21 protein-coding genes and 1 tRNA gene are annotated in these 24,798 nt (G+C 61.0%); 10 read left to right on the top strand and 12 right to left on the bottom strand.

Translation table 11 applies throughout. The annotated features are described in order from the left end of the window. Window position 1: 1 nt before the first annotated feature. The 4 genes from ASF84_RS18860 to ASF84_RS18875 all read right to left on the bottom strand — a co-directional run bounded on the left by ASF84_RS18860 (window position 2) and on the right by ASF84_RS18875 (window position 3,089). Complete coding sequence (locus ASF84_RS18860) at window positions 2-547, bottom strand: GNAT family N-acetyltransferase (protein ID WP_236709455.1); 546 nt, start codon at window positions 545-547, stop codon at window positions 2-4. Between the two features lie 14 nt (window positions 548-561). Continuing rightward, a complete protein-coding gene (dnaQ, locus tag ASF84_RS18865) occupies window positions 562-1,332 on the bottom strand; it encodes a DNA polymerase III subunit epsilon (protein ID WP_056840373.1) in 771 nt (256 codons plus the stop codon). Between the two features lie 501 nt (window positions 1,333-1,833). Continuing rightward, window positions 1,834-2,280: a ribonuclease HI gene (gene rnhA / locus ASF84_RS18870; protein ID WP_056840374.1), complete on the bottom strand. Its 447-nt coding sequence runs from the start codon at window positions 2,278-2,280 to the stop codon at window positions 1,834-1,836. 50 nt (window positions 2,281-2,330) lie between these two features. Then, a complete protein-coding gene (locus ASF84_RS18875; RefSeq protein WP_056840375.1) occupies window positions 2,331-3,089 on the bottom strand; it encodes a class I SAM-dependent methyltransferase in 759 nt (252 codons plus the stop codon). A gap of 89 nt (window positions 3,090-3,178) precedes the next feature. Between ASF84_RS18875 and gloB the strand changes: the two genes are divergently transcribed. The 8 genes from gloB (at window position 3,179) to fabI (ending at window position 13,986) form a co-directional block, all read left to right on the top strand. Beyond that, a complete protein-coding gene (gloB, locus tag ASF84_RS18880) occupies window positions 3,179-3,958 on the top strand; it encodes a hydroxyacylglutathione hydrolase (protein ID WP_056840376.1) in 780 nt (259 codons plus the stop codon). Between the two features lie 97 nt (window positions 3,959-4,055). After that, entirely contained in the window at window positions 4,056-5,672 is a 1,617-nt protein-coding gene (locus ASF84_RS18885; protein ID WP_056840377.1) for a lytic transglycosylase domain-containing protein, read from the top strand. Between the two features lie 107 nt (window positions 5,673-5,779). After that, window positions 5,780-7,609 carry an extracellular solute-binding protein gene (locus ASF84_RS18890; protein ID WP_056840378.1) on the top strand — a complete coding sequence of 610 codons (1,830 nt, stop codon included), beginning with the start codon at window positions 5,780-5,782 and terminating at the stop codon, window positions 7,607-7,609. Beyond that, the gene (locus ASF84_RS18895; protein ID WP_056840379.1) at window positions 7,606-9,465 is read left to right on the top strand and encodes an extracellular solute-binding protein; all 1,860 of its coding nucleotides are present in this window, start codon (window positions 7,606-7,608) and stop codon (window positions 9,463-9,465) included. Before ASF84_RS18890 ends, ASF84_RS18895 begins: the two co-directional genes overlap by 4 nt. A gap of 1 nt (window position 9,466) precedes the next feature. Beyond that, a complete protein-coding gene (locus ASF84_RS18900; RefSeq protein WP_056840380.1) occupies window positions 9,467-10,540 on the top strand; it encodes a microcin C ABC transporter permease YejB in 1,074 nt (357 codons plus the stop codon). 1 nt (window position 10,541) lies between these two features. Further along, on the top strand, window positions 10,542-11,561 hold the full coding sequence (locus tag ASF84_RS18905) for an ABC transporter permease (protein ID WP_056840381.1): 1,020 nt from the start codon (window positions 10,542-10,544) through the stop codon (window positions 11,559-11,561). A 1-nt stretch (window position 11,562) separates the two neighbouring features. Then, a complete protein-coding gene (locus tag ASF84_RS18910; RefSeq protein ID WP_056840382.1) occupies window positions 11,563-13,173 on the top strand; it encodes an ABC transporter ATP-binding protein in 1,611 nt (536 codons plus the stop codon). Between the two features lie 18 nt (window positions 13,174-13,191). Beyond that, window positions 13,192-13,986, top strand: a complete 795-nt coding sequence (gene fabI / locus ASF84_RS18915) for an enoyl-ACP reductase FabI (RefSeq protein ID WP_056840383.1) — start codon at window positions 13,192-13,194, stop codon at window positions 13,984-13,986. 172 nt (window positions 13,987-14,158) lie between these two features. Here the strand turns inward: fabI and ASF84_RS18920 are convergent, their stop codons facing one another. The 7 genes from ASF84_RS18920 to ASF84_RS18950 all read right to left on the bottom strand — a co-directional run bounded on the left by ASF84_RS18920 (window position 14,159) and on the right by ASF84_RS18950 (window position 23,176). Next, complete coding sequence (locus ASF84_RS18920) at window positions 14,159-16,042, bottom strand: SurA N-terminal domain-containing protein (RefSeq protein WP_056840384.1); 1,884 nt, start codon at window positions 16,040-16,042, stop codon at window positions 14,159-14,161. A gap of 180 nt (window positions 16,043-16,222) precedes the next feature. Then, window positions 16,223-16,495: an HU family DNA-binding protein gene (locus tag ASF84_RS18925; protein WP_056840806.1), complete on the bottom strand. Its 273-nt coding sequence runs from the start codon at window positions 16,493-16,495 to the stop codon at window positions 16,223-16,225. 145 nt (window positions 16,496-16,640) lie between these two features. Next, window positions 16,641-19,037, bottom strand: coding sequence for an endopeptidase La (gene lon / locus ASF84_RS18930; protein WP_056840385.1), 2,397 nt, complete (start codon window positions 19,035-19,037; stop codon window positions 16,641-16,643). Window positions 19,038-19,307: 270 nt separating this feature from the next. Then, window positions 19,308-20,591, bottom strand: coding sequence for an ATP-dependent Clp protease ATP-binding subunit ClpX (clpX, locus tag ASF84_RS18935; RefSeq protein WP_056840386.1), 1,284 nt, complete (start codon window positions 20,589-20,591; stop codon window positions 19,308-19,310). A gap of 105 nt (window positions 20,592-20,696) precedes the next feature. Then, window positions 20,697-21,338, bottom strand: a complete 642-nt coding sequence (clpP, locus tag ASF84_RS18940) for an ATP-dependent Clp endopeptidase proteolytic subunit ClpP (protein ID WP_056840807.1) — start codon at window positions 21,336-21,338, stop codon at window positions 20,697-20,699. Window positions 21,339-21,430: 92 nt separating this feature from the next. Then, window positions 21,431-22,741 carry a trigger factor gene (gene tig, locus ASF84_RS18945; protein WP_056840387.1) on the bottom strand — a complete coding sequence of 437 codons (1,311 nt, stop codon included), beginning with the start codon at window positions 22,739-22,741 and terminating at the stop codon, window positions 21,431-21,433. A 359-nt stretch (window positions 22,742-23,100) separates the two neighbouring features. Further along, window positions 23,101-23,176: transfer RNA gene (locus ASF84_RS18950), tRNA-His, on the bottom strand. Between the two features lie 417 nt (window positions 23,177-23,593). Between ASF84_RS18950 and ASF84_RS18955 the strand changes: the two genes are divergently transcribed. Beyond that, window positions 23,594-23,884, top strand: coding sequence for a DUF2388 domain-containing protein (locus tag ASF84_RS18955; protein ID WP_330219672.1), 291 nt, complete (start codon window positions 23,594-23,596; stop codon window positions 23,882-23,884). A 62-nt stretch (window positions 23,885-23,946) separates the two neighbouring features. On the opposite strand, the gene ASF84_RS18960 is transcribed toward ASF84_RS18955, so the two are convergent. Further along, the gene (locus ASF84_RS18960; protein WP_056840388.1) at window positions 23,947-24,204 is read right to left on the bottom strand and encodes a DUF1652 domain-containing protein; all 258 of its coding nucleotides are present in this window, start codon (window positions 24,202-24,204) and stop codon (window positions 23,947-23,949) included. Between the two features lie 207 nt (window positions 24,205-24,411). Between ASF84_RS18960 and ASF84_RS18965 the strand changes: the two genes are divergently transcribed. Further along, window positions 24,412-24,732 carry a YceK/YidQ family lipoprotein gene (locus ASF84_RS18965; protein ID WP_056840389.1) on the top strand — a complete coding sequence of 107 codons (321 nt, stop codon included), beginning with the start codon at window positions 24,412-24,414 and terminating at the stop codon, window positions 24,730-24,732. The last annotated feature ends 66 nt before the right edge of the window (window positions 24,733-24,798 follow it).

The raw sequence follows: 24,798 nt of genomic DNA on the forward strand, positions 1-24,798 counted from the left end.
CTCAGTCGGACGTGAAGATCAGGTACCAGAAAATGCCTGTCTCACGCGTCTGCGGGTCGATGCCGCGATAACACAGGTGATCGACGCTGCCGACCACAAAGCCGAAGGCCTCGTACAACCGACACGCGGCCAGGTTGTTGTTCTGGGTTTCCAGCACCACCCCTGCCAACTCGCGCGCCTGGCTCCACTGCCGCGCCCTTTCCAGCAACGAGCGCGCCACCCCCAGGCGCCGCGCCGGCCGGTCCACGGCCAACTCGTCGATATAGCCAAAACCGTTCCAGTGCGCGCGCAGCACAATGTGTCCCACGGCGTGTTCGCCCAGCCAGGCGACCAGCACCGTGGCCTGGGTGGACTGGCGCCGGTCACACAATTGCGGGCAGTCGAGGCCGTAGTCCTTCTCGAAGGGCTCGACTGTTTCCAGGGCCCAGGCGGCTACCGGTTCACCGACCCTGGCATCGGCATAGCCGTGCACCATGAAGGCGAACTGGCCGTTGAGCAGGTAATCCTCGAACGTCTCGTCCGCCAGACGGATGTCCAGATTGGGCATGGCGCAGATGTCGTTCAGGAGACTGCCGACTGCCCGGCCTCCTGCATCTGCACCCATAATGCCGGCGCCCCGGCCGCCTTGGCGATGATGGCCAGACGCGCCTCGTGTTCGGCCAGCTCGCTCTCACTGGCGCGAATGACCCGCGAGGCTGGGCGGCTGGCCGGCAAACGCCGGATTTCACTGGGTCGGCTGGAGTCGCCATCACCACTCTCGGTGCCCTGCCCGGCCAGTAACAAGGTGGTCTGGCCACCGGTCATGGCCAGGTAGACGTCGGCGAGAATCTCCGAGTCGAGCAAGGCGCCGTGCAGCTCACGGCCGGAGTTGTCGACGCCATAGCGCTTGCACAGGGCGTCGAGGCTGTTGCGCTGGCCAGGATGACGCTCACGGGCCATCTGCAAGGTATCGAGGACCGTGCAGTACTGGGTGATGTCGGTCTTGTCGGCCTGGCCGATCAGGGCGAACTCGTTGTTGATGAAGCCGACGTCGAACGCCGCGTTATGAATGATCAGTTGCGCGCCACGAATGAATTCGTAGAACTCGTCGGCGACCTCGGCAAAACGCGGCTTGCCGACCAGGAATTCGTTGGTGATACCGTGCACGCCGATAGCGCCTTCGTCACTCTCGCGATCCGGCTGCAGGTAGACGTGGAAGTGCCGGCCGGTCAGGCGACGACCGATCAGCTCGACGCAACCGATCTCGATGATGCGGTGGCCATCGGTCACCGGCATACCGGTGGTTTCGGTGTCGAGCACGATCGAACGGTTATCGGTATTTTGCAATGTCATGGTTCGTTGCCTCTTGTGCAGGCGGCGATCTTAACATGGGGTTACGAAGCAGTGCGTGGGGTGGGCCAAGTGGCAAGCGGCTTCAGCCGTTCATGTATGGCCTCCAGAGGCCCGTCAATGCAGCGCAACTTGTGGGAGGCAGCCCTGCTGGCGATGGCTATGGAACAGACGCAGCAGATATATCGTCCTTGCTGGCCTCATCGTCGGATCGCCGCCTCCCACAGGATGATGTCGCCCAAGGGCTCGTGCCTGGCACATGACCGTGGGAGGCAGCTCTGCTGGCGATGGCTATGGAACAGACGCAGCAGATATATCGGCCTTGCCGGCCTCATCGCCGGATCGCCGCCCGCAGCAAGCCGCCTCCCACAGGATTGATGTCGCCCAGGGTCTCGTGCCTGGCACCTGACCGTGGGAGGTGGCTTGCCGGCGATGGCGATGGGACAGACTCAGCGGATGTGACGGTTGCCGCCCAGAGCCAGGCGATGCCCCACCCATGTGCATTCAGGCCTTGGCGCGCACTTCGTCGACGCCACGGTTGGCCAGCTGGTCGGCGCGTTCGTTGCCCGGATGGCCGATGTGCCCGCGTACCCATTGCCATTTGACCTGGTGCCGATTGACCTGCTCGTCAAGCTGCTGCCAGAGGTCGGCATTCTTGACCGGCTCTTTGGCGGCGGTTTTCCAGCCGCGTTTTTTCCAGTTGGTCATCCACTCGGTGATGCCCTTCATGACGTACTGCGAGTCGGTGACCAGCGTCACTTCGCAGGAACGCTTCAGCGCTTCCAGACCACGGATGGCCCCGGTCAGCTCCATGCGGTTATTGGTGGTGTTGGCTTCGCCACCCCAGAGTTCCTTTTCCTGGCCCTTGCAGACCAGCAACGCGCCCCAGCCACCCGGGCCGGGATTGCCCTTGCAGGCACCGTCGGTAAACAGTTCAACCGATTCGTTCATCAATGTTTTCCCAGCTAATACTTCAAATACAGGGCCTGGGCGGGCCAGCCTCAGGGCTCGCAACCGTCGCGGCTGACCTTGGCCAGCGGCATCGGGATCAGCTTGCTCACAGGCTCGCGTCGCGCCTGACGCAGCGGGCGCAGGCCCACGACCAGCTTGCGCGCCACCAGCAGATAGAATCCGCCGCCCGGTGCCTGGTTGTTGTGGCCCCAGGCTTCCAGCCCGTGCAGGCGCGCCTGCCAGTTGGCCGATGCAAACGGCGGACGATAGCACCCGAAGCGGCGCTTCTCCAGCGCAAAACCCAACAGGTTGAGCCAGTCGGCCACCCGCGAAGGTGAAATGCAGCGCGCCTTGCGCAGGGCGCCGCGGCTGAACAGGCGGCGCAGTCCCCAGGTGCTCCAGGGGTTGATGCCGATGATCACCAGGTGCCCGCCGGGGCGCACGCTGCTGGCCGCCTCACGCAACAGGCCATGGGGTGAAAGGCAGAAATCCAGGCCATGCTGCAGCACGACGATGTCAGCGGCATGCTCGCTCAGGGGCCAGGCCTGTTCTTCACAGACAATCTCCATGCCGGGCAACGGCGCCCCCAGGCGCACGGTGCGCTGCACCTGCGGCGCCAGCGGCGGGTTCTGGGCATTGGGCCCGTAGTGCACCAGGTAACCACCGAAGAAACGCGCCAGTTCCTCTTCGACGACACGGCGCTCTTCTTCGACCAGCATGTGCCCCAGGGGACCGGACAACCATTCACGGGCCGCCTGGGTCAATGCCAGCCATTGCGGGTCGGCCTGGGCAAACGCTTGATCGGTCATCGTTGTGTTTCCTCCGGGAGCTGGCGGCTCGACGTGTATGCGTACAGTGCCTAAGATGCACTATTGTTTCTCGCCAAGCGAACTGCGCCATGATACAGATCCACGCCTTGCACGCTTTCAGTGACAATTACATCTGGTTGTTACAAGACCCGACAACCCGCCACTGCGCGGTGGTTGACCCGGGTGACGCCACACCGGTGCTCGACTGGCTGGCGCACAATCCGGGCTGGCAACTGACCGACATCCTGATCACCCACCACCACAACGACCATGTGGGTGGCGTGGTTGCCATCAAGCAGGCCACTGGCGCACGCGTGTCGGGGCCGGCCGGTGAAACCATTCCGGCCCGTGATGTGGCGCTGGCCGACAATGACCAGATCAGCACACTGGGCCTGAGCTTCGATGTACTGCTGGTGCCCGGGCATACAGCAGGTCATATCGCCTTCTACCACAGCGACCCGCACCAGCCCTTGCTGTTCAGCGGCGACACCCTGTTTGCCGCCGGCTGCGGGCGCCTGTTCGAGGGCACGCCCGAGCAGATGTACCAGGCCCTCACGCGCCTGGGCGCCCTGCCCGACAACACGGCCGTGTACTGCGCCCATGAATACACCTTGAGCAACCTGCGCTTTGCCAGGGCCGTGGAGCCGGACAACCCTGACGTGGCCGAGCGCTTCGAGCAGGTCACCCAACTGCGCCGCGAAAACCGCATCAGCCTGCCCACAAGTCTGGCACTGGAACACCTGACCAATCCGTTTCTCAGGGTCCATGTAACATCCGTTAAAGAAAAAGCTGACGAGTGGAGCGGCAAGGACAATACGTCGCCCTGTGCGGTTTTCGCCAGCCTGCGGGCCTGGAAAAACGAGTTCTGAGGTGACCGCCTGGCCGCTCAAAGTTCCCTAAAGGTTGACCAGTGGCAGCGCGCTTTCTAGAATCGCCCGACATTTTTGCCTGGATACACCCCGGACAATGTCGTCATCTACTGGAAAACCCGCGAGTTCCGACACATTGACGCGCCTGGCTCAAGCCATCGCAGTGACGGCAAGCGCGCTGTTGGCAGGCTGTCAGACCACCGGTCACGTCGAGCCCGACACCCAAACGACCTCGACCTGGCGCAGCCAGCCCAACCTGGCGGCAGGCATCAAGCAGAAGCCGATCTTCACCCCCACGCCTTCGCCGCAGGCCGCGCCGCAGGACGTGTGGGAGCGTATCCGCCTGGGCTACCAGTTGCAGCAAAGCAACGAGATGAACCCGCGCATCGACCAGCAACGCCTATGGTTCGCCAACAACCCTTCGTTCCTGGAAAACGCAGGCGAGCGCGGCAGCCTGTACATGCACTACATCGTCGAGCGCCTCGAAGAGCGCAACATGCCGCTGGAGCTGGCCCTGCTGCCGGTGATCGAAAGCGCCTACAACCCGATGGCCATTTCCCGCAGCCAGGCAGTCGGCCTGTGGCAGTTCATTCCGTCCACGGGGCGTTATTTCAACCTGCGCCAGACCAGTTTCTATGACGGGCGTCGCGACATCCAGGCCTCGACCAACGCCGCGCTCGACTACCTGAGCCGCCTGCACGACATGTTCAACGGCGACTGGATGCTCGCCCTGGCGGCCTACAACGCCGGCGAAGGCACGGTCAGCCGGGCCATCGAGCGCAACGAAAAACTTGGCCTGCCCACCGACTACTGGAACCTGCCGCTGCCTCAGGAAACCCGCGACTACGTGCCCAAGCTGCTGGCCCTGTCGCAGGTGGTGCTGACCCCGGCCGCGTACGGCGTGAACCTCAACCCGATCGCCAACGAGCCGTATTTCGAAGTGGTCGAAGTGAACAAGCGCGTCGACCTGTCGCGCGTCGCCAGCCTGGCCAATATCGATGAAGACGAGCTGATCCAGCTCAACCCGGCCTTCAAGAAGCGCATGACCGTCGACGGTCCGCAGCACTTGCTGGTGCCGACCGCCAAGGCGCAACTGGTCACCGCCAACCTGCCGAACCTGAAACCGGCCGAGCTGATGGAGTGGCAGCACTACCGGGTTCGTCGTGGCGACACCCTCGACAGCCTGGCCAAGCGTTACCAGGTGTCGGTCAGCTCGCTCAAGAGCAGTAACCGCCTGGCAGGCAATGCCCTCAAGATCGGCCAGTCGCTGAACATTCCCGGGCAACCGGGCGGCATCGCCCAACCCGCCTTCGACGTGGTGGCCAGCGAAGACAAGCCGGGGCGCTCGCGCACCTACCGGGTCAGGAACGGCGACAACCTGACCACCATCGCCCGCACCAACAAGGTCGATGTCGAAGACCTGCAGCGCTGGAACAAGCTCTCAGGCCATCGCCTGAAGATCGGCCAGTCCCTGGTAATCCAGGACACCGCCAAGGCCGCCCCGGCCCGCAGCAGCACCAAGGCCACCGCCGTGGCCAGCACGGCGGTGGACAAGGAAGGCAAGCCGGTGCAGTACAAGATCAAGAAAGGCGACTCGATGTACCTGGTGGCCAAGCGCTTCAATGTCGAGATGAAGCACCTCAAGCGCTGGAACCCACGCTCGGGCCAGGCCCTCAAACCCGGCCAGACCCTGACCGTCTACCTGCCGCATTGAGCGACCCGCGCGCCCTCCCCGCCAAAGCCTGCGGGGCGCGCGCGGTCTTTTGCAGGCCCCGACAAGCTGTTACTGTTAGCGCCCTGAAAGCCCAAGCCGTATGGATCGTGATACGTCCCATCCTGTTAGCCATCAGCCTGGGCTTGAGCTCGAACGCCAGCGCCGCCATCAGCGAAAGCCATGGCTACGCCCAGTTTGGCGTCCTCAAGTACCCGGCCAGTTTCACCCATTTCGATTGGGTCAACCCCGAGGCGCCGAAAGCCGGCACCTTGCGGATGATGGCATTCGGCACTTTCGACACCCTCAATCCCTATACCCTCAAGGGCAGCAGCCCGGTCGCGACCGGCAATTTCCTGCAGTACGGTGTCAACGAGCTCAACGAACCGTTGATGGTCGGTACCGGCCCGTACGATCCGTCAGGCGACGAGGCCACCTCCAGCTATGGCTTGATTGCGCGCAGTGTCGAATACAGCGAGGACCGCAGCTGGGTGGTCTACAACCTGCGCCCCGAAGCACGCTTTCACGATGGTCACCCGATCACCGCCTATGACGTGGCGTTCTCCTGGCGCACATTGCTCAAGGATGGCCACCCGCAATACCGCACGGCATTGCAGGAAGTGCAGCGGGTCGACATTCTCAATCGCCATCGCATTCGCTTCGTGCTCAAGCGTGTCGGCAATCCGCTGCTGATCATGCGCCTTGGCGAGATGCCGGTCCTGCCGCAACACTACTGGAAAGACCGTGACTTTCGCCTCACCACCTTCGAGCCGCCCCTGGGCAGCGGGCCGTATCGCATCACGCAGGTGCAGCCGGGCCGTCAACTGGTGTTCGAGCGGGTCAAGGACTATTGGGGCAAGGACCTGCCGGTCAATCGCGGCAAATACAATTTCGACCGGGTCGAGGTCGAGTTCTATCGCGACAGCGAGGTGGCCTTCGAAGCCTTCAAGGCCGGTGAATTCGATATTTATATCGAGCACCAGGCCAAGAACTGGGCCAATGGCTACAATTTTTCCGCTGTAAAAGACGGCCAGGTAATCAAGGCGGCGATCCCGCACCGGATTCCGACCCAGACCCAGGGGCTGTTCTTCAATACCCGTCGCGCGACTTTCAGCGACGACCGGGTGCGTGAAGCGCTGGGCCTGCTGTTCAATTTCGAATGGACCAACCGGGCGCTGTTCAGCGACGCCTACCAGCGCTCGGCCAGCTATTACCCCAACAGCGAATTTGCCGCCACGGGTGTGCCGAGCGGGCGGGAATGGCTGATGCTGGCGCCGTATCGTGAGCGCTTGCCGGCCAGCCTGTTTACCCAGCCTTTCGAGCTGCCGCGCACCGACGGCGGCGGCCTGCCCCGGGAAACCCTGCGCAAGGCCCTGAGCCTGCTGAACGAAGCCGGCTGGCAGTTTTCCGGGCAACGCCTGGTCAATGCCGAACAGCAACCGTTGCGTTTCGAGATTCTGCTGGTCAACCCCAACCTTGAACGCATCCTGCAACCTTATGTGCAAGACTTGCGCCGCGTCGGCATCGAGGCCGGGCTGCGCACCGTGGACCGCGCCCAGTACAAGCAGCGCCTGGACCGGTTCGAGTTCGACATGATCCTCATGACCCTGCCGCAGACCCTGAGCCCGGGGCTGGAACAGTGGCAGTACTTTCATTCCAGCCAGGCCGCCGTCAATGGCAGCAAGAATTACGCCGGCATCAACAGCCCGGTGGTCGACGGCCTGCTCAACCAGCTGCTGGCCGCGCAAAGCCGTGAAGACCAGGTGGCGGCCGCCCGCGCCCTGGACCGGGTGCTGCTGGCCGGGCACTACATGATTCCCAACTGGTACCTCAATAGCCATCGTCTGGCCTGGCGTGATCGCTTCGCCAGGGTCACAACCCCGCCCTACACCCTGGGCCTGCGGGCATGGTGGCTCAAGCCTCTGGAGAACTCTCGATGAACCCGATGCGTTTGCTGCTCGCGCAGGCAGGCGGCCTGTTGCTGGCCACCCTGGCCTGCACGGCCCTGGCTGCGCCCCAGCATGCCGTGACGTTGTACGACGAAGCGCCCAAGTACCCGGCCGACTTCAAGCACTTCGATTACGTGAACCCCGACGCCCCCAAGGGCGGCACTTTTCGCCAGGCCGGCCGGGGTGGCTTCGACAGCCTCAACAGCTTCATCAGCAAGGGCGTGCCGGCCGAAGACCTCGACCTGATCTACGACACCCTGGCGCGTTCAAGCCTGGATGAGCCACTGACCGAATACGGCCTGATCGCCAGCAAGATTGAAAAGGCCCCGGACAACACCTGGGTACGTTTCTACCTGCGTCCCGAAGCGCGCTTTCATGACGGCCACCCGGTGCGCGCCGAAGACGTCGAATTCACTTTCAATACCCTGATCAAGGACGGCGCGCCGATGTTCCGCGCCTACTATGCCGGGGTCGATCAGGTGATCGTCGAAGACCCGCTGCGGGTGTTGTTCAAGTTCAAGGACAACCACAGCCGCGAGCTGCCGTTGATCCTCGGCCAGTTGCCGGTGCTGCCCAAGCATTTCTGGGCCACCCGCGACTTCACCAAGAGCAGCCTGGAGGTGCCGCTGGGCAGCGGACCGTACAAGGTGGCCGAGGTCAAGCCGGGGCGCTCGATGCGCTACGAGCGGGTCAAGGACTACTGGGGCAAGGATCTGCCGATCAACCGCGGCCTGTATAACTTCGATGTCATGACCTATGACTATTACCGCGACAACACCGTGGCCCTGGAGGGTCTGAAAGCCGGGCAATTCGACTACTGGCAGGAAAACACCGCCAAAAGCTGGGCCACCGCCTACGACATTCCGGCCGTGCGCGAAGGGCGCCTGATCAAGGAAGAACTGCCCAACGGTAACCCGCAGGGCATGCAGGGCTTTGTCTTCAACCTGCGCAAGCCGGTGTTCCAGGACCCGAAAGTGCGCGAAGCACTGACCTTGCTGTTCGATTTCGAGTGGACCAACAAGCAATTGTTCAACGGCTCCTACACCCGCACCAAAAGCTATTTCGACAACTCGGAAATGGCCGCCACCGGCCTGCCGGGACCTGACGAGCTCAAACTGCTCGAACCGCTGCGCGACAAGGTGCCGGCACGGGTTTTTACCGAGCCGTTCAGCCTGCCGGCCACCGATGGCAGCGGCATGATCCGCCCGCAATTGCGCCGTGCCTACCAACTGCTGCTGGAGGCCGGCTGGAGCATCCAGAATGATCGGATGAGCGATGCACAAGGCCAGCCGATGAAGCTGGAGTTCCTCATGGCGCAGCCTGAGTTCGAGCGCGTACTGCTGCCTTACAAGCGCAACCTCAACGACCTGGGCATCGAACTGGTGATTCGCCGCGTGGACGTGGCCGAATACGTCAACCGCCTGCGCTCGCGCGATTTCGACATGATCGTCAGCAGCTTTCCGCAATCGTCATCGCCGGGTAACGAGCAGCGCGAGTTCTTCCACTCAGCCAGCGCCGACCGCTCCGGCAGCCGCAACCTGATCGGCCTGAAGGACCCGGCCATCGACGCTCTGGTCGACGGCCTGATCCGCGCCGACTCGCGCCAGAACCTGGTGGCCTACACCCGCGCCCTCGACCGTACGCTGCTGTGGGGCTTCTACATGGTGCCCAACTGGCACATCAAGAGCTGGCGGATCGTTTATTGGGACCACTTGGCGCACCCCAAGGCCAAGGCGTTGTCGGATATCGGTCTGAGCAGCTGGTGGGCCAGGCCGGACGTCAAGCCGGCCCCTCCGGCCGCACCGCCCCCGTCGCCCGAAGGCGATGCCAAGCCTGAGGAACGCTGACATGCTGGCTTATATTTTTCGGCGCCTGTTGCTGATCATCCCCACGTTGCTGGGCATCCTGATCATCAACTTCGTCATCGTCCAGGCCGCGCCCGGTGGCCCGGTCGAGCAGATGATCGCCAAGCTCGAAGGCTTCGACGGTGCTACCAGCCGCATCGCCGGTGGCGGTTCGGAAGTCGCGGTGGCCGGTTCCAACTACCGCGGTGCACAAGGCCTGGACCCGGCCCTGGTCGAGGAAATCCAGCGCATGTACGGCTTTGACAAGCCGGCGCCGGAACGCCTGTGGATCATGATCAAGAATTACGCCCAACTGGATTTCGGCACCAGTTTCTTTCGCGATGCCAAGGTCACCGACCTGATCATGGAGAAGATGCCGGTCTCGATCTCGCTGGGGCTGTGGAGCACGCTGATCATGTACCTGGTGTCGATTCCGCTGGGCATCGCCAAGGCGACCCGGCACGGCAGCCAGTTCGACGTCTGGACCAGTTCGGCGATCATCGTCGGCTATGCCATTCCGGCGTTCCTGTTCGCCATCCTGCTGATCGTGGTGTTCGCCGGCGGCAGCTACCTGGACTGGTTTCCGCTGCGTGGCCTGACCTCGAACAACTTCGACGAACTGAGCACCACCGGCAAGGTGCTTGATTACTTCTGGCACCTGGTGCTGCCGATCACGGCGCTGGTGATCGGCAACTTCGCGACCCTGACCCTGCTGACCAAGAACAGCTTTCTCGATGAGATCAGCAAGCAGTACGTGGTCACCGCCAGGGCCAAGGGCCTGAGCAACCACCGCGTCCTGTACGGCCATGTGTTTCGCAACGCCATGTTGCTGGTGATCGCGGGCTTCCCGTCGGCGTTCATCGGCATCTTCTTTACCGGCTCGTTGCTGGTGGAGGTGATCTTCTCCCTCGACGGCCTGGGCCTGATGAGCTTCGAGTCGGCCATCAACCGCGACTACCCGGTGGTGTTCGGCACTCTGTTCATCTTCACCCTGCTGGGGCTGGTGGTGAAACTGATCGGCGACCTGACCTACACCCTGGTCGACCCGCGCATCGACTTCGAAAGCAGGGAGCATTGATATGCCGTTGTCCCCTCTCAATCGTCGCCGCTTCGAGCGTTTCAAAGCCAACAAGCGTGGCTGGTGGTCGTTGTGGCTGTTCATGGCGCTGTTCATTCTCAGCCTGGGCGCCGAACTGATCGCCAACGACAAGCCGCTGGCCGTGCGCTACGACGGGCAATGGTTCTTCCCGGTGCTGGAGCGCTACCCGGAAACCACCTTCGGCGGCGAATTCCCGCTGGAAGCCAACTACAAGAGCCCGTATATCCAGGACCTGCTGGCGGCCAAGGACGGCTGGACGCTGTGGGCGCCGATTCCGTTCAGCTACCAGAGCATCAACTACGACCTCAAGGTCCCGGCTCCCGCCCCGCCATCGCGCGAGAACCTGCTGGGCACCGACGATCAGGGCCGCGATGTGCTGGCACGGGTCATCTACGGCTTTCGCATCTCGGTGCTGTTCGCCCTGACCCTGACCCTGATCAGTTCGGTCATTGGCGTGATTGCCGGCGCCCTGCAAGGGTTCTATGGCGGCTGGGTCGACCTGGTCGGCCAGCGCTTCCTGGAGATCTGGTCGGGCTTGCCGGTGCTGTACCTGTTGATCATCCTGGCCAGCTTCGTACAACCCAACTTCTGGTGGCTGCTGGGCATCATGCTGCTGTTTTCGTGGATGAGCCTGGTGGATGTGGTGCGCGCCGAGTTCCTGCGCGGGCGCAACCTGGAATACGTGCGCGCCGCCAGGGCCCTGGGGATGCGCAATGGCGAGATCATGTTCCGGCACATCCTGCCCAACGCGATGATCTCGACCATGACCTTCATGCCGTTCATTCTCACCGGCGCCATCGGCACCCTGACCGCGCTGGACTTCCTCGGCTTCGGCCTGCCGGCCGGCTCGCCGTCGCTGGGCGAACTGGTCGCCCAGGGCAAGGCCAACCTGCAGGCCCCGTGGCTGGGGATCAGCGCCTTTGCCGTGCTGGCCCTGATGCTCAGCCTGCTGGTATTCATCGGTGAATCGGCCCGCGATGCCTTCGACCCAAGGAAATGACATGACCCAGGACAATCTGATCGAAATCCGCGATCTGGCGGTCGAGTTCGTCACGGGCGACACCCGCCAGCGGGCGGTCGAGGGCATCAGCTTCGATATTCGTCGTGGCGAAACCCTGGCGCTGGTCGGCGAAAGCGGCTCGGGCAAGTCAGTGACCGCGCACTCGATCCTGCGCCTGCTGCCCTACCCCATTGCCAGCCACCCGTCGGGCAGCATCCGCTATGCCGGCCAGGACCTGTTGAAGCTGGACGAAAAGCACTTGCGCCGCCTGCGCGGCAACCGCATCGCCATGATCTTTCAGGAACCGATGACCTCGCTCAACCCGCTGCACTCGGTGGAAAAACAGATCAACGAGGTGCTGGCGCTGCACAAGGGCCTGACCGGCAAGGCGGCCACTGAGCGCACCCTGGAGCTGCTGGCGCTGGTGGGCATCCCCGAGCCACGCAAACGCCTCAAGGCCCTGCCCCACGAGCTGTCAGGCGGCCAGCGTCAGCGGGTGATGATCGCCATGGCCCTGGCCAACGAGCCTGAACTGCTGATTGCCGACGAACCCACGACTGCGCTGGATGTGACAGTGCAGTTGAAAATCCTTGAATTGCTCAAGGAGCTGCAAGGCCGCCTGGGCATGGCGCTGCTGCTGATCAGCCATGATTTGAATGTTGTGCGGCAAATAGCCCATCGGGTATGTGTCATGCAGCGCGGTTCCATCGTCGAACAGGCATCGTGCGAAGAACTGTTTCGTGCTCCGCAGCATCCGTACACCCAGACGCTGCTCAATGCCGAACCCAGCGGCGGGCCTGTAGACACCGTGCCTGGCAAGCCATTGATTGAGGTCGAGGACCTGCGGGTCTGGTTTCCGATCAAGAAGGGCCTGCTCAAGCGCACCGTCGATCACGTCAAGGCCGTCGACGGCGTGAGCTTCAGCCTGCCGCAGGGCCAGACACTGGGCATTGTCGGGGAAAGCGGATCGGGCAAGTCCACCCTGGGCCTGGCGATCTTGCGCCTGCTGTCCAGCGAGGGCGCCATCCGGTTCCAGGGCCAGCCCTTGCAAGGGTTGTCGCAGCAGCAGGTTCGCCCGCTGCGCCGGCAGATGCAGGTGGTGTTCCAGGACCCGTTCGGCAGCCTGAGCCCGCGCATGTCGGTGGCTGAAATCGTCGGTGAAGGCCTGCGTATTCATGGCATGGGTACGGTGGCCGAGCAGGAACAGGCCATTATCGAGGCATTGACGGAGGTGGGGCTGGACCCGCAAACCCGCCACCGTTACCCTCACGAGTTTTCCGGTGGGCAACGGCAGCGTATCGCCATTGCCCGGGCCCTGGTGCTCAAGCCGGCGCTGATTCTGCTGGACGAGCCCACCTCGGCGCTCGACCGGACCGTGCAGCGCCAGGTGGTCGAGCTGCTACGCTCGCTGCAACTCAAGTACAACCTGACGTACCTGTTCATCAGCCATGACCTGGCTGTCGTCAAGGCGCTGAGCCACCAGTTAATGGTGGTCAAGCAAGGCAAAGTGGTCGAACAAGGTGCAGCCGAGGCTGTTTTCGCCGCACCGCAACATCCTTACACACAGCAGCTGCTGGAAGCCGCCTTCATGGCGCCAGTGGCTGTCGATTAACCTGAAGAGGAACAACACATGGGTTTTCTCGCCGGTAAGCGCGTCCTGATCGTCGGTGTCGCCAGTAAACTGTCCATCGCATCCGGCATCGCTGCCGCCATGCATCGTGAAGGTGCAGAGCTTGCTTTCACCTACCAGAACGACAAGCTCAAAGGCCGTGTCGAAGAGTTCGCCGCAGGCTGGGGCTCCAATCCCGAGCTGTGCTTCCCTTGCGACGTCGCCAGCGACGAAGAGATCGCCAAGGTCTTCGAAGCCCTGGGCAAGAAATGGGACGGCCTGGACATCATCGTCCACTCGGTCGGCTACGCGCCGGGCGACCAGCTCGATGGCGACTTCACCAACGCCACCACCCGTGACGGCTTCCGCATTGCCCACGACATCAGCGCCTACAGCTTCATCGCCCTGGCCAAGGCCGGCCGCGAAATGATGAAGGGCCGTAACGGCAGCCTGCTGACCCTGTCGTACCTGGGCGCCGAGCGCACCATGCCCAACTACAACGTGATGGGCATGGCCAAGGCCAGCCTGGAAGCCGGCGTACGTTACCTGGCCGGCAGCCTGGGCGCCGAAGGCACCCGCGTCAACGCGGTATCGGCAGGCCCTATCCGCACCCTGGCGGCCTCGGGCATCAAGAACTTCCGCAAGATGCTGGCTGCCAACGAGGCACAGACCCCGTTGCGCCGCAACGTGACCATCGACGAAGTCGGCAATGCCGCCGCCTTCCTGTGCTCGGACCTGGCGTCGGGCATCAGCGGTGAAATCATGTACGTCGACGGCGGTTTCAACACCACCGCGATGGGCAATATCGAAGAGTAAGCGACGGCTTGCTCTGCAATAAAAAAGGCCGCCCTTCGGGGCGGCCTTTTTTATGCGGGCTTTGAGCTGCAAGCTACTCGCTGCAAGCGAATCGCATTGACCTGAATGGCCTGTTGAATCAACACGATCTGCTTGCAGCTTGAGGCTTGAAACTGGCCGCTCACCGTTGCCTTCAGTACTTCTCGATCTTGGCCTTTTCTTCCAGCTCGGCGCGGTAGGCCGCGAAATCCTGCTGGCCGGCACGCGATGCCAGGAAGCGACGGTACTGGGCCTTCTCTTCGTCAGACGGCGCCGCGGCCTGGTTGACGCCTTTGAGGCGCACAATCACGTAGCTGCCATCGGCAGCGGTCAGGCTGGCGTACTCGGGCTTGTCCTGGCCTTCAGGCTTGGGCATGCGGAACAGGGTCTGCAGCACCGCAGGATCGACACCTTCCTGACCACGGGTAACCGCTTCCAGGACTTTCCACTCGATACCGTCCTGACGCTCGGCCAATGGAATCTTGCCGTCGCGCAGACCGCTCAGCAGGGCTTCACCCTTGGCCTTGGCGGCAGCACTGGCCTTTTCCTTGATCAACTGGGTACGGATCGATGCGCTCACGTCAGCCAGCGGCAGCTGTTGCGGCTGCAGGTGTTCCTTGGCGCGAACGACCAGTACGGTGTCCGGATCAAGCTCCAACGCACTGCTATTGGCCCCCTCTTCCAGCACTTCAGGGCTGAATGCGGCCTGGATCACGGCACGGTTGGCCGTCAGGCCTTCACCGCCCTCGCGACCGAACGGTGCAGTCGTCTGAACCTTCAGACCCAGATCCTGGGCCGGTTGCGCCAGATCGGACGATTCAAACGCCGAATCCTGCAACTGCTTGGTGGCCTCGACGAACTTCTGTTCGACCTGCTGGGATTTCAGATCAGCGGTCAGCTTGTCTTTCAGGCTGGCCAGGCTTGGCACCGATGGCGCCTCGACGCCCAGCAGCTTGATCAGGTGCCAGCCGTAGTCACTGCGCACCGGCTGCGAGACCTGGTCCTTGTTCAAGGCGTACAGCGCCTCTTCGAAGGCCGGGTCATAGACGCCCTTGCCGGCATAACCCAGGTCGCCACCCTTGCTCGACGAGCCCGGATCCTGCGAGAACTCCTTGGCCAGGGTGGCGAAATCTTCACCCTTGGCCAGGCGCTGCTGCACTTCCTCCAGCTTGGCCTTGGCCTGCTGGTCGTCGACCTTGCCACCCACTTCGATCAGGATGTGCGCGGCACGACGCTGCTCGCTCAGGTTGGCAATTTCTTTCTGATAGGCCGCCTGCAGGTCTTCGTCCTTGACCTGCACCTTGTCGAAGAACGACGATTTTTTCAGCTCGATGTAGTTCAGCACCACCTGCTCGGGGCTCATGAACTCCTTGGCATGCTGGTCGTAGTGCGCCTTGACCTCATCCTCGCTGACCGAAACGGCTGCGGCATTGACCGGTACGGTCAGGATGGCAGAGTCGCGGGTCTGCTTTTCGAGCCGGGCAAAGGCCTCGACCTGGGCGTCGGTGACGAAGGCACTGCCTGCGATGCCGGCGCGCGCCTGGGCAATCAGCATTTCCTGGGTCAGCATCTGACGGAACTGCAAGCGGCTGTAACCGAGCTGACGAATGACCTGGTCGAAGCGATCGGCACTGAACTTGCCGTCGACCTGGAATTCAGGTGTCAGCAACAGTTGCTGGTCGACTGCGGCCTCGGAAAAGGCGAACTTGTCGTCTGCCGCTGCCTGCAGCAGCAGTTTGCGGTCGATCAGGCCCTTGAGGGCCGATTCGCGCAGCAGTTTTTCGTCAAGCAGCGCAGGATCGAAATCACGACCCAACTGCTGAGCCAGTTGCTGGGTCAGTTGGCGGCGTTGCATATCAACGGCCTGGCCCAGTTCGGCCTGGGTCACCTCTTCGCCATTCACTTCGGCAGCGTTCTGCTTGCTGCTGGAGGAAGTGAACAACGCTTCGATGCCCGTAAGGGCCATCAGCGCAACGATGATGCCGATGATGGTCTTGGCAATCCAGCCTTGTGAATTGTCCCTGATGTTTTGCAGCATGCGTCCCCCAAAACGGTTGAACTCACGAACCAACCGCGGAGCGTGGGTAGAAAGCGGATAGAAGAAAGGCGCATCCGAGGATGCGCCTTCTCGTAAATCGCGAAGCATAGGGTCTCGAACCCTTCGCAAGCGGTCCGCGAACAATCGCGGACCCGCGCGCGCATCAACGCTTCAGGAAGCTCAGTTGACGGCTTCTTTCAGCGCCTTGCCAGCCTTGAACACCGGCTTCTTGGCCGCCGGGATTTCCAGCGTGTTACCTGTTTGCGGGTTGCGGCCTACGCGAGCAGGACGATCGGTGACGGAGAACGTACCAAAGCCAACCAATACAACAGAGTCGCCAGCCTTCAGAGCGCCAGTGACGGATTCGATCACAGCATCCAGCGCACGGCCAGCAGCAGCTTTCGGGATATCAGCAGATGCAGCGATAGCATCAATCAGTTCCGACTTGTTCACGCTAAGTCCCCTTATCTCTATATGGAGTATGTTTCTAAGTTTTTGGTTTAAGCAAAACGTGCGCTGAGTGGCCTGCATGCATCCGCTTGAAGGAGCCGCTTTATATCAAGCGCTCCAAAAAGCTGTCAAGAAAGGCCACCCAGACTTAATGCGTGCTAATTCTTTCCTTAGAGTCAGACTCGCGCTTCTCGTCCTTTGCCACTCTCTCGGGAGCCACATCCGGCAAGGGCTCAGGCGCGTATTGCAGCGCAATTTGCAGGACTTCGTCAATCCATTTAACAGGCTTGATCTGCAGGTCCTGCTTGATGTTGTCAGGAATTTCCTTCAAATCGCGTACGTTTTCTTCAGGAATGATCACGGTCTTGATTCCGCCCCGATGTGCGGCCAGCAATTTTTCCTTGAGGCCACCAATGGCCAGTACCTGCCCCCGCAAGGTGATCTCACCGGTCATCGCCACATCCGCACGCACCGGGATCTGGGTCAGCGCCGACACCAGGGCCGTGCACATGCCGACACCTGCACTCGGGCCGTCCTTGGGCGTGGCGCCTTCGGGCATGTGAATATGCACATCGTGCTTTTCATGGAAGTCCGAGGCAATCCCCAGGCTCTTGGCACGGCTGCGTACCACGGTCTGCGCGGCGGTGATCGACTCGACCATCACATCGCCCAGCGAACCGGTCTTGATCAACTGGCCCTTGCCCGGCACGACAACCGACTCGATGGTCAGCAACTCGCCGCCCACCTGGGTCCAGGCCAGGCCTGTCACCTGGCCGATCTGATCCTGCTGCTCGGCCAGGCCGTAGCGGAACTTGCGTACGCCCAGGTAGTGCTCAAGGCTCTCGGCCGTGACACGAATGGCAAACTTCTTCTCCTGGGTGTGCTCCTTGACCACCTTGCGGCAGACCTTGGCGATCTGACGCTCCAGGCCACGGACACCGGCTTCGCGGGTGTAATAGCGGATGATGTCGCGAATGGCCTTGTCTTCGAACTCCAGCTCGACCTTCTTCAGGCCGTTGGCCTGGATCTGTTTGGGCGACAGGTACTTGACAGCGATGTTGATCTTCTCGTCTTCGGTGTAGCCCGGCAGACGGATGACTTCCATGCGGTCCAGCAGAGCCGGCGGGATGTTCATCGAGTTGGAGGTGCACAAAAACATCACGTCCGACAGGTCGTAATCGACCTCCAGGTAGTGATCGTTGAAGTTGTGGTTTTGCTCCGGATCAAGCACCTCAAGCAATGCCGAGGCCGGATCGCCACGCATGTCGCTGCCCATCTTGTCGATTTCATCGAGCAGGAACAGCGGGTTGCGCACCCCTACCTTGGTCATTTTCTGTATCAATCTTCCTGGCATCGAACCGATGTAGGTGCGGCGATGACCACGGATTTCCGCTTCGTCGCGTACGCCGCCCAAGGCCATGCGCACGAATTTGCGGTTGGTCGCACTGGCGATGGACTCGGCCAGCGAGGTCTTGCCGACGCCCGGCGGGCCGACCAGGCACAGCACAGGACCACGGATCTTCTTGACCCGCTTCTGCACGGCGAGGTACTCGAGAATGCGTTCCTTGACCTCTTCCAGGCCATAGTGGTCGGCGTCGAGGATTTCTTCGGCACGCGCCAGGTCCAGGCGCACCTTGCTCTGGGCCTTCCACGGCACCTGCACCAGCCAGTCGATATAGGAGCGCACCACGGTGGCCTCTGCCGACATCGGCGACATCTGCTTGAGCTTGTTCAGCTCGGCCGTGGCCTTGGTCATGGCGTCCTTGGGCAGGCCGGCAGCATCGATGCGCTTTTTCAGCTCTTCGATTTCGTTGTGGCCTTCGTCGCCGTCGCCCAGCTCTTTCTGAATGGCCTTCATCTGCTCATTCAGGTAGTACTCGCGCTGGCTGCGCTCCATCTGCTTCTTGACCCGGCCACGGATGCGCTTCTCGACCTGCAGCAGATCGATTTCGGCATCCAGCAGGGCCAGCACGTGCTCGACACGGGCAGACAGGTCGATGATTTCGAGGATTTCCTGCTTCTGCTCGATCTTCAGCGCCATGTGCGCGGCCATGGTGTCGACCAGGCGGCCCGGCTCTTCAATGCTGTTGAGCGACGACAGGACTTCGGCAGGGACTTTCTTGCCCAATTGCACATATTGCTCGAACTGGGCCAGCAGGCTGCGCACGAACACTTCGGACTCACGGTCAGGCGCATCGACTTCGTCGATCAGCGCGACTTCGGCCCGGCAGTGGCCGTCAACTTCGATGAAACGCTCGACATAGCCGCGCTGCTCACCTTCGACCAGCACTTTTACGGTGCCGTCGGGCAGTTTTAGCAGTTGCAGCACGGTGGCAATGGTGCCGACGCCATACAGGGCTTCTTCGCCGGGATCGTCGTCAGCCGGATTTCTTTGCGCGAGCAACAGGATCTGCTTGTCACCCGTCATCGCCGCCTCAAGGGCTTCGATAGACTTCTCGCGCCCCACGAACAGCGGGATAACCATGTGCGGATAAACCACAACGTCACGCAATGGCAAAAGAGGCAATTCGATGGTGGTTTTCATGATTTCGCCTCTACAGCGGCCAATTGGCCGTGGACAGATGGAATGAGCTTGGGACCAAGATGGGGGCAGTACCGGAAAAAAACAAGCCTTAGTGTCTTGGTACGGTAATAGTTGTGATCTGCCTTCCCATCCCTTGCACGGCTTGCCAGGCAGTGGGCTGTACCACTGCCCTGACACGCCCCTCGTTCAGGCTGTATCAGGCGAGCTAAAATGCAAAAGGGGACCCGAAGGCCCCCTTTTTTCAACGCTCACGCAGCCAGCAAGACGGTGTTACGCGTCAGGAACAGCCTTGGCCGTGGGCTCGTTGTTTTCATAGATCAACAGCGGCTTGGAGGCTCCTTCAATGACGCTTTCGTCGATCACCACTTTACTCACGTCGTTTTGCGACGGGATTTCGTACATGGTGTCGAGCAGCACGCCTTCGAGGATCGAACGCAGGCCACGGGCGCCGGTCTTGCGTTCCAGCGCGCGGCGAGCCACGGCCTTGAGCGCATCGGAACGGAATTCCAGGTCAACCCCTTCCATCTCGAACAACTTGCCGTACTGCTTGGTCAGCGCGTTCTTCGGCTCGGTCAGGATCTGCATCAATGCCGCTTCGTCCAGCTCGTCCAGGGTCGCCAGGACCGGCAGACGCCCGACGAACTCGGGAATCAGGCCGAACTTGACCAGGTCGTCCGGCTCGACTTCGCGCAGCGACTCGCCGACCTTCTTGCCTTCTTCCTTGCTGCGCACTTCGGCGTTGAAGCCGATGCCGCCACGGGTCGAACGGTTCTGGATGACTTTTTCCAGGCCCGAGAAGGCACCACCACAAATGAACAGGATGTTACGCGTGTCCACTTGCAGGAATTCCTGCTGCGGGTGCTTGCGACCGCCTTGAGGCGGCACGGAAGCCACGGTGCCTTCGATCAGCTTCAGCAGGGCCTGCTGGACGCCTTCGCCGGACACGTCACGGGTAATGGACGGGTTGTCGGATTTGCGCGAGATCTTGTCGATCTCATCGATATAGACAATGCCCATCTGGGCCTTCTCTACGTCGTAATCACATTTCTGCAACAGCTTCTGAATAATGTTTTCCACGTCCTCGCCCACGTAACCGGCTTCAGTCAGTGTGGTGGCGTCGGCAATGGTGAACGGTACGTTGAGCAGGCGCGCCAGGGTTTCGGCGAGCAAGGTCTTGCCCGAGCCGGTAGGCCCGATCAGCAGGATGTTGCTCTTGCCCAGTTCAACGTCGTCATTTTTCTTGTCGCGCTGGTTCAGACGCTTGTAGTGGTTGTACACCGCTACTGCGAGAACCTTTTTGGCACGCTCCTGACCGATGACGTACTGGTCAAGGATGCCGCTGATTTCTTTAGGCGAAGGCAATTTATGCGCGCTGCTTTCAGCCTGTGCTTCCTGCACCTCCTCGCGGATGATGTCGTTGCACAGGTCGACGCACTCGTCGCAGATAAAGACCGAGGGGCCGGCAATCAATTTACGCACTTCATGCTGGCTTTTGCCACAGAAGGAGCAATAGAGCAATTTGCCGTTGTCCTCGCCGTTGCGGGTGTCAGTCATTCGATCGATCCAATCCGTTAGGCTTGCAACACAAGATGAAGGCTATCGAGGGCTTTTTCAAGTCCACAGGCGGTCAGTTGCACAGACCGCCTATAGCCCGGTTGCTCAGGCAGGCATTTCGCGCTTGGTGATGACCGAGTCGATCAGACCGTATTCGGCAGCGCGATCCGCACTCATGAAGTTGTCGCGCTCGGTGTCACGCTCAATGGTAGCGAGGTCTTGACCGGTGTGTTCGGCCAGCAACGAATTGAGACGATGACGGATGTGCAGGATTTCGCGGGCATGGATGTCGATATCCGTGGCCTGCCCCTGGAAACCGCCAAGCGGCTGGTGAATCATCATGCGCGAGTTCGGCAGGCAGTGACGCTTGCCCTTGGCGCCGCCCGCGAGCAGGAAGGCGCCCATGCTGCAGGCCTGGCCGATGCAGATGGTGGAAACGTCCGGCTTGATGAACTGCATGGTGTCGTAGATCGACATGCCAGCCGTGACCGAACCACCCGGCGAGTTGATGTAGAGATGGATATCCTTGTCGGGGTTTTCCGCTTCCAGGAACAGGAGCTGCGCAGCGATCAGGTTGGCCATGTAGTCTTCTACCGGGCCGACCAGAAAGATGACGCGCTCCTTGAGGAGGCGCGAATAGATGTCATACGCGCGTTCGCCACGGGCGGACTGCTCGATAACCATCGGGACCAGGCCGCCAGCGGCCTGGATGTCAGGGTTCTGCTGAAAATAAGAATTGCGGGACATGTCCTGCATTCACTCCCAAATAGTCGAGTCTTCAATACGCACAAACCAGCGCGAAGGCTGGCTTGTGTGTGTTATCGAACGAAAGGAGAAAGTCAGTCGGCTTGTGGAGCTTGTACCGGCTTGACTGCTTCTTCGTAGGAGACCGAGGTGTCGGTCACGCTAGCTTTCTGCAAAACAGTATCCACAACTTGTTCTTCCAGCACAACAGAACGGACTTCGTTCAGTTGCTGCTCGTTCTTCAGGTACCAGGCCACGACCTGCTCAGGCTCCTGGTAGGCCGAGGCCATTTCCTGGATCATTTCACGAACGCGGGCTTCGTCAGGCTTGAGGTCGAACTGCTTGACCACTTCAGCCACGATCAGGCCCAGCTCGACGCGGCGCTTGGCCTGCTCTTCGAACAGCTCGGCCGGCAGTTGGTCAGGCTTGATGTTGCCGCCGAACTGCTGAACAGCCTGCACGCGCAGACGGTTGACTTCGTTTTCCAGCAGCGCTTTTGGCACTTCGATCGGGTTGGCCGCCAGCAGACCGTCCATGACCTGGTTCTTGATCTTGGATTTGATGGCCTGACGCAGTTCACGGTCCATGTTCTTGCGAACTTCGGTACGGAAACCTTCGATGCCGGTTTCCTTGATGCCGAACAGCTTGAAGAACTCTTCGTTCAGTTCAGGCAGCTTTGGCTCGGAAACGGTGTTGACGGTCACGGTGAACTCGGCGGCCTTGCCGGCCAGCTCCAGGTTCTGGTAGTCCTCGGGGAAGGTCACGTTCAGCACGCGCTCTTCACCGGCCTTGGCGCCAACCAGGCCGTCTTCGAAGCCCGGGATCATGCGGCCGGAGCCCAGAACCAGCTGGGTACCGGTGGCCGAACCACCTGCGAACACTTCACCGTCGACCTTGCCGACGAAATCGATGTTCACCTGGTCGTCAGTCTGCGCGGCACGGTCGGTTTCTTCGAAACGCACGTTCTGCTTGCGCAGCACTTCCAGCATGTTGTCCAGATCGCTGTCGGCCACGTCAGCCGACAGGCGCTCTACATTGATCGACTCGAAGCCCGAAACGGTGAACTCGGGGAACACTTCGAAAGTGGCGACGTATTCCAGGTCCTTGCCCTTTTCGAACGATTTAGGCTCGACCGAAGGCGCGCCAGCCGGGTTCAGCTTCTGCTCGACCACGGCTTCGTAGAAGGTGGCCTGGATCAGTTCGCCCAGCGCTTCCTGACGAGCGCCATCTTCGTAGCGCTGACGGATCACGCTCATTGGCACCTTGCCTGGACGGAAGCCCGGGATCTTGGCCTTGCGTGCAGTCTGTTGCAGACGCTTGCTGACTTCGGTCTCGATACGCTCGGCAGGCACGCCAATGGTCATGCGGCGCTCAAGAGCAGAAGTGTTTTCAACAGAAACTTGCATGGATATTCCTCGTTGCACAGACGGTAGCCGGCGTTTCCGACCCTAGAATCAAGGGCATGCATTCTAGTGGGTCAAACTCAAGAAGTCACCCTGCTTAAAAAGCTCAAGTAAAGAGGATGTGGCCCTGCTGCCGACAAAAGGCCGAAGCCTGACTGCAAACCCCTCAAAAAGCCCTCTGGCACGCGCCCGGACAGCAGGTAGCCATGCGCTAACCCGCCCGCTCGTGGTGCCTGGGCCACTCATACCGTTCGACGGATGGCATCGGTTGCAAAGCCGAGAGGGCGTGCCCTCTACACCCGGAAACACAAAATCTGCGCAAAAAAAAGCGCCAGGTCATGGACCTGGCGCTTTTTTGAATATGGGGTGGACGATGGGGATCGAACCCACGACAACAGGAGTCACAATCCTGTGCTCTACCAACTGAGCTACGCCCACCATATCGCATTGAAAAACCCACCCATCGGGAGCCTTCCAGCAGCGTTGCAGAAGCCTTGTAACGACCTGAAACCTGCCTTGCCGCAAAGGAAAAGCACCTAGTGCATTTCCTAAGCTGCTGATATTAAAGGGCCAAATTCTTCAGCGCAAGAGAAATGTAATGCTCAATGCGCTAAAAGATCCTGTCGAGCACTTGCACCCGAACCAGGCCAATGCCAGGACGACCTGACGGCATAACCTTCCGTATACCGCTTTTCTGCGGCACAGGCGTCATGAATCGGCATCACTCCAGCCGAAGCACTCCGCCAAACAGGCCACCGAAAGACTGGCAACAGAGCCCTGTTCCGGGCTTTGCGCGACCGACCCACGTCCGACCTGATACCGTACCATTCCAAACCGGCATGGATAGATCAAAGCATGAGCGCATGGAAACCCTTGGCAGTCGCTGTCATCGCCTTGTTCGGCACACCCGTAATGGCAGCTGAAAACAACAACCCGTTTCAAGCCGCACTGATGCTCACCACGGTAGTGCCGGCTGTCATCGTCTCGGGAGCGACGGCCGCCACATCCAGCATTCCCGATCTGTTCAAGTCCGCCAAGGGCGACGCCCTGGCATTCATCGGCTCTGATGGCGAGATTCGTGGCGCCCAGCTTGAGCAAGCCTCTTCGACACTACCGCCTGGCCTACGGCGCGCCATTACTGCCTGACATGCAATTGGCTCAAGCCATCGCCACCTCTTTCTGACCGCGGCGGGCCTTTTGTATGCCCCCTATCCCAGCCGCCGCATGGAGAGCGTCATCTGCGCCATCAGATCCCTTTGCTCTTTCAGCGAAAGCACGACCTGAGCAATCGAGCGACTGGTGGCCAGGTCAGACAGTGGGATCTTCGCCACATACAACTCGATCTCGCCCGAATGAGGATTGATGAGCTTCACTGACAAACTGTCATTGGCCACACTGGCGCACTCGCACTTACTGGGCAGAAAGGCGGTTTCAAGCACGCGTTGCAACTCGATTTTCGAATACATGAGACTTCCTTGCCAGAATGTGATCTGGCCAACTATAGACGAAGGCAACGGTGGTTCGTATGAATATTGACCGCCGCAACGCCACATAATTCAGAATGCCGCTCAACCCCGCGCCGCCTGCCCATCTCATTTTTTCCAGCAGAAAAGCCGGATCGGTCAGAAAACCGAAACTGCTATTATCGGGACATTCCAGAACAGGAGCCCCTAATGAAACCATGGATTGGATTGGCACTTGGCATAGCGCTGAGTGGGTGTGGAACCGTTCGTACAGTGTCGAACGAATCGAAAGCCGTGGACGACCTGGCCAAGTGGCAGACCGACTGCCATCAGATCCCCCGGATTTACAGCGGCGTCGCGTATCAGTTCTGCAATCTGAATGGCCCTGCGCGGTCAGGACCTCACTGGACAGCATTCTCTATCCTGCTAGACATGGCGGCGTCAGGCGTTGCCGACACAGCCCTCCTTCCCTATACCGGTTACCAGCAATACAGGCGCGGCAGCGTGCCCATTCGAAGACTTGAGTACTGACAAGGCCTGGTCGGCACAGCAGGATACGCCAGGATTCTCAGTCAACACACCGGACAGAACGTACTG

The organism is Pseudomonas sp. Leaf127 (assembly GCF_001423155.1).
Taxonomy (GTDB): domain Bacteria; phylum Pseudomonadota; class Gammaproteobacteria; order Pseudomonadales; family Pseudomonadaceae; genus Aquipseudomonas; species Aquipseudomonas ovata.

Coding starts and splice junctions, on each gene's coding strand:
- ASF84_RS18860 (WP_236709455.1), bottom strand. CDS start 547: ATGCCCAATCTGGACATCCGTCTGGCGGACGAGACGTTCGAGGATTAC.
- dnaQ (WP_056840373.1), bottom strand. CDS start 1,332: ATGACATTGCAAAATACCGATAACCGTTCGATCGTGCTCGACACCGAA.
- rnhA (WP_056840374.1), bottom strand. CDS start 2,280: ATGAACGAATCGGTTGAACTGTTTACCGACGGTGCCTGCAAGGGCAAT.
- ASF84_RS18875 (WP_056840375.1), bottom strand. CDS start 3,089: ATGACCGATCAAGCGTTTGCCCAGGCCGACCCGCAATGGCTGGCATTG.
- gloB (WP_056840376.1), top strand. CDS start 3,179: ATGATACAGATCCACGCCTTGCACGCTTTCAGTGACAATTACATCTGG.
- ASF84_RS18885 (WP_056840377.1), top strand. CDS start 4,056: ATGTCGTCATCTACTGGAAAACCCGCGAGTTCCGACACATTGACGCGC.
- ASF84_RS18895 (WP_056840379.1), top strand. CDS start 7,606: ATGAACCCGATGCGTTTGCTGCTCGCGCAGGCAGGCGGCCTGTTGCTG.
- ASF84_RS18900 (WP_056840380.1), top strand. CDS start 9,467: ATGCTGGCTTATATTTTTCGGCGCCTGTTGCTGATCATCCCCACGTTG.
- ASF84_RS18905 (WP_056840381.1), top strand. CDS start 10,542: ATGCCGTTGTCCCCTCTCAATCGTCGCCGCTTCGAGCGTTTCAAAGCC.
- ASF84_RS18910 (WP_056840382.1), top strand. CDS start 11,563: ATGACCCAGGACAATCTGATCGAAATCCGCGATCTGGCGGTCGAGTTC.
- fabI (WP_056840383.1), top strand. CDS start 13,192: ATGGGTTTTCTCGCCGGTAAGCGCGTCCTGATCGTCGGTGTCGCCAGT.
- ASF84_RS18920 (WP_056840384.1), bottom strand. CDS start 16,042: ATGCTGCAAAACATCAGGGACAATTCACAAGGCTGGATTGCCAAGACC.
- lon (WP_056840385.1), bottom strand. CDS start 19,037: ATGAAAACCACCATCGAATTGCCTCTTTTGCCATTGCGTGACGTTGTG.
- clpX (WP_056840386.1), bottom strand. CDS start 20,591: ATGACTGACACCCGCAACGGCGAGGACAACGGCAAATTGCTCTATTGC.
- clpP (WP_056840807.1), bottom strand. CDS start 21,338: ATGTCCCGCAATTCTTATTTTCAGCAGAACCCTGACATCCAGGCCGCT.
- tig (WP_056840387.1), bottom strand. CDS start 22,741: ATGCAAGTTTCTGTTGAAAACACTTCTGCTCTTGAGCGCCGCATGACC.
- ASF84_RS18955 (WP_330219672.1), top strand. CDS start 23,594: ATGAGCGCATGGAAACCCTTGGCAGTCGCTGTCATCGCCTTGTTCGGC.
- ASF84_RS18960 (WP_056840388.1), bottom strand. CDS start 24,204: ATGTATTCGAAAATCGAGTTGCAACGCGTGCTTGAAACCGCCTTTCTG.
- ASF84_RS18965 (WP_056840389.1), top strand. CDS start 24,412: ATGAAACCATGGATTGGATTGGCACTTGGCATAGCGCTGAGTGGGTGT.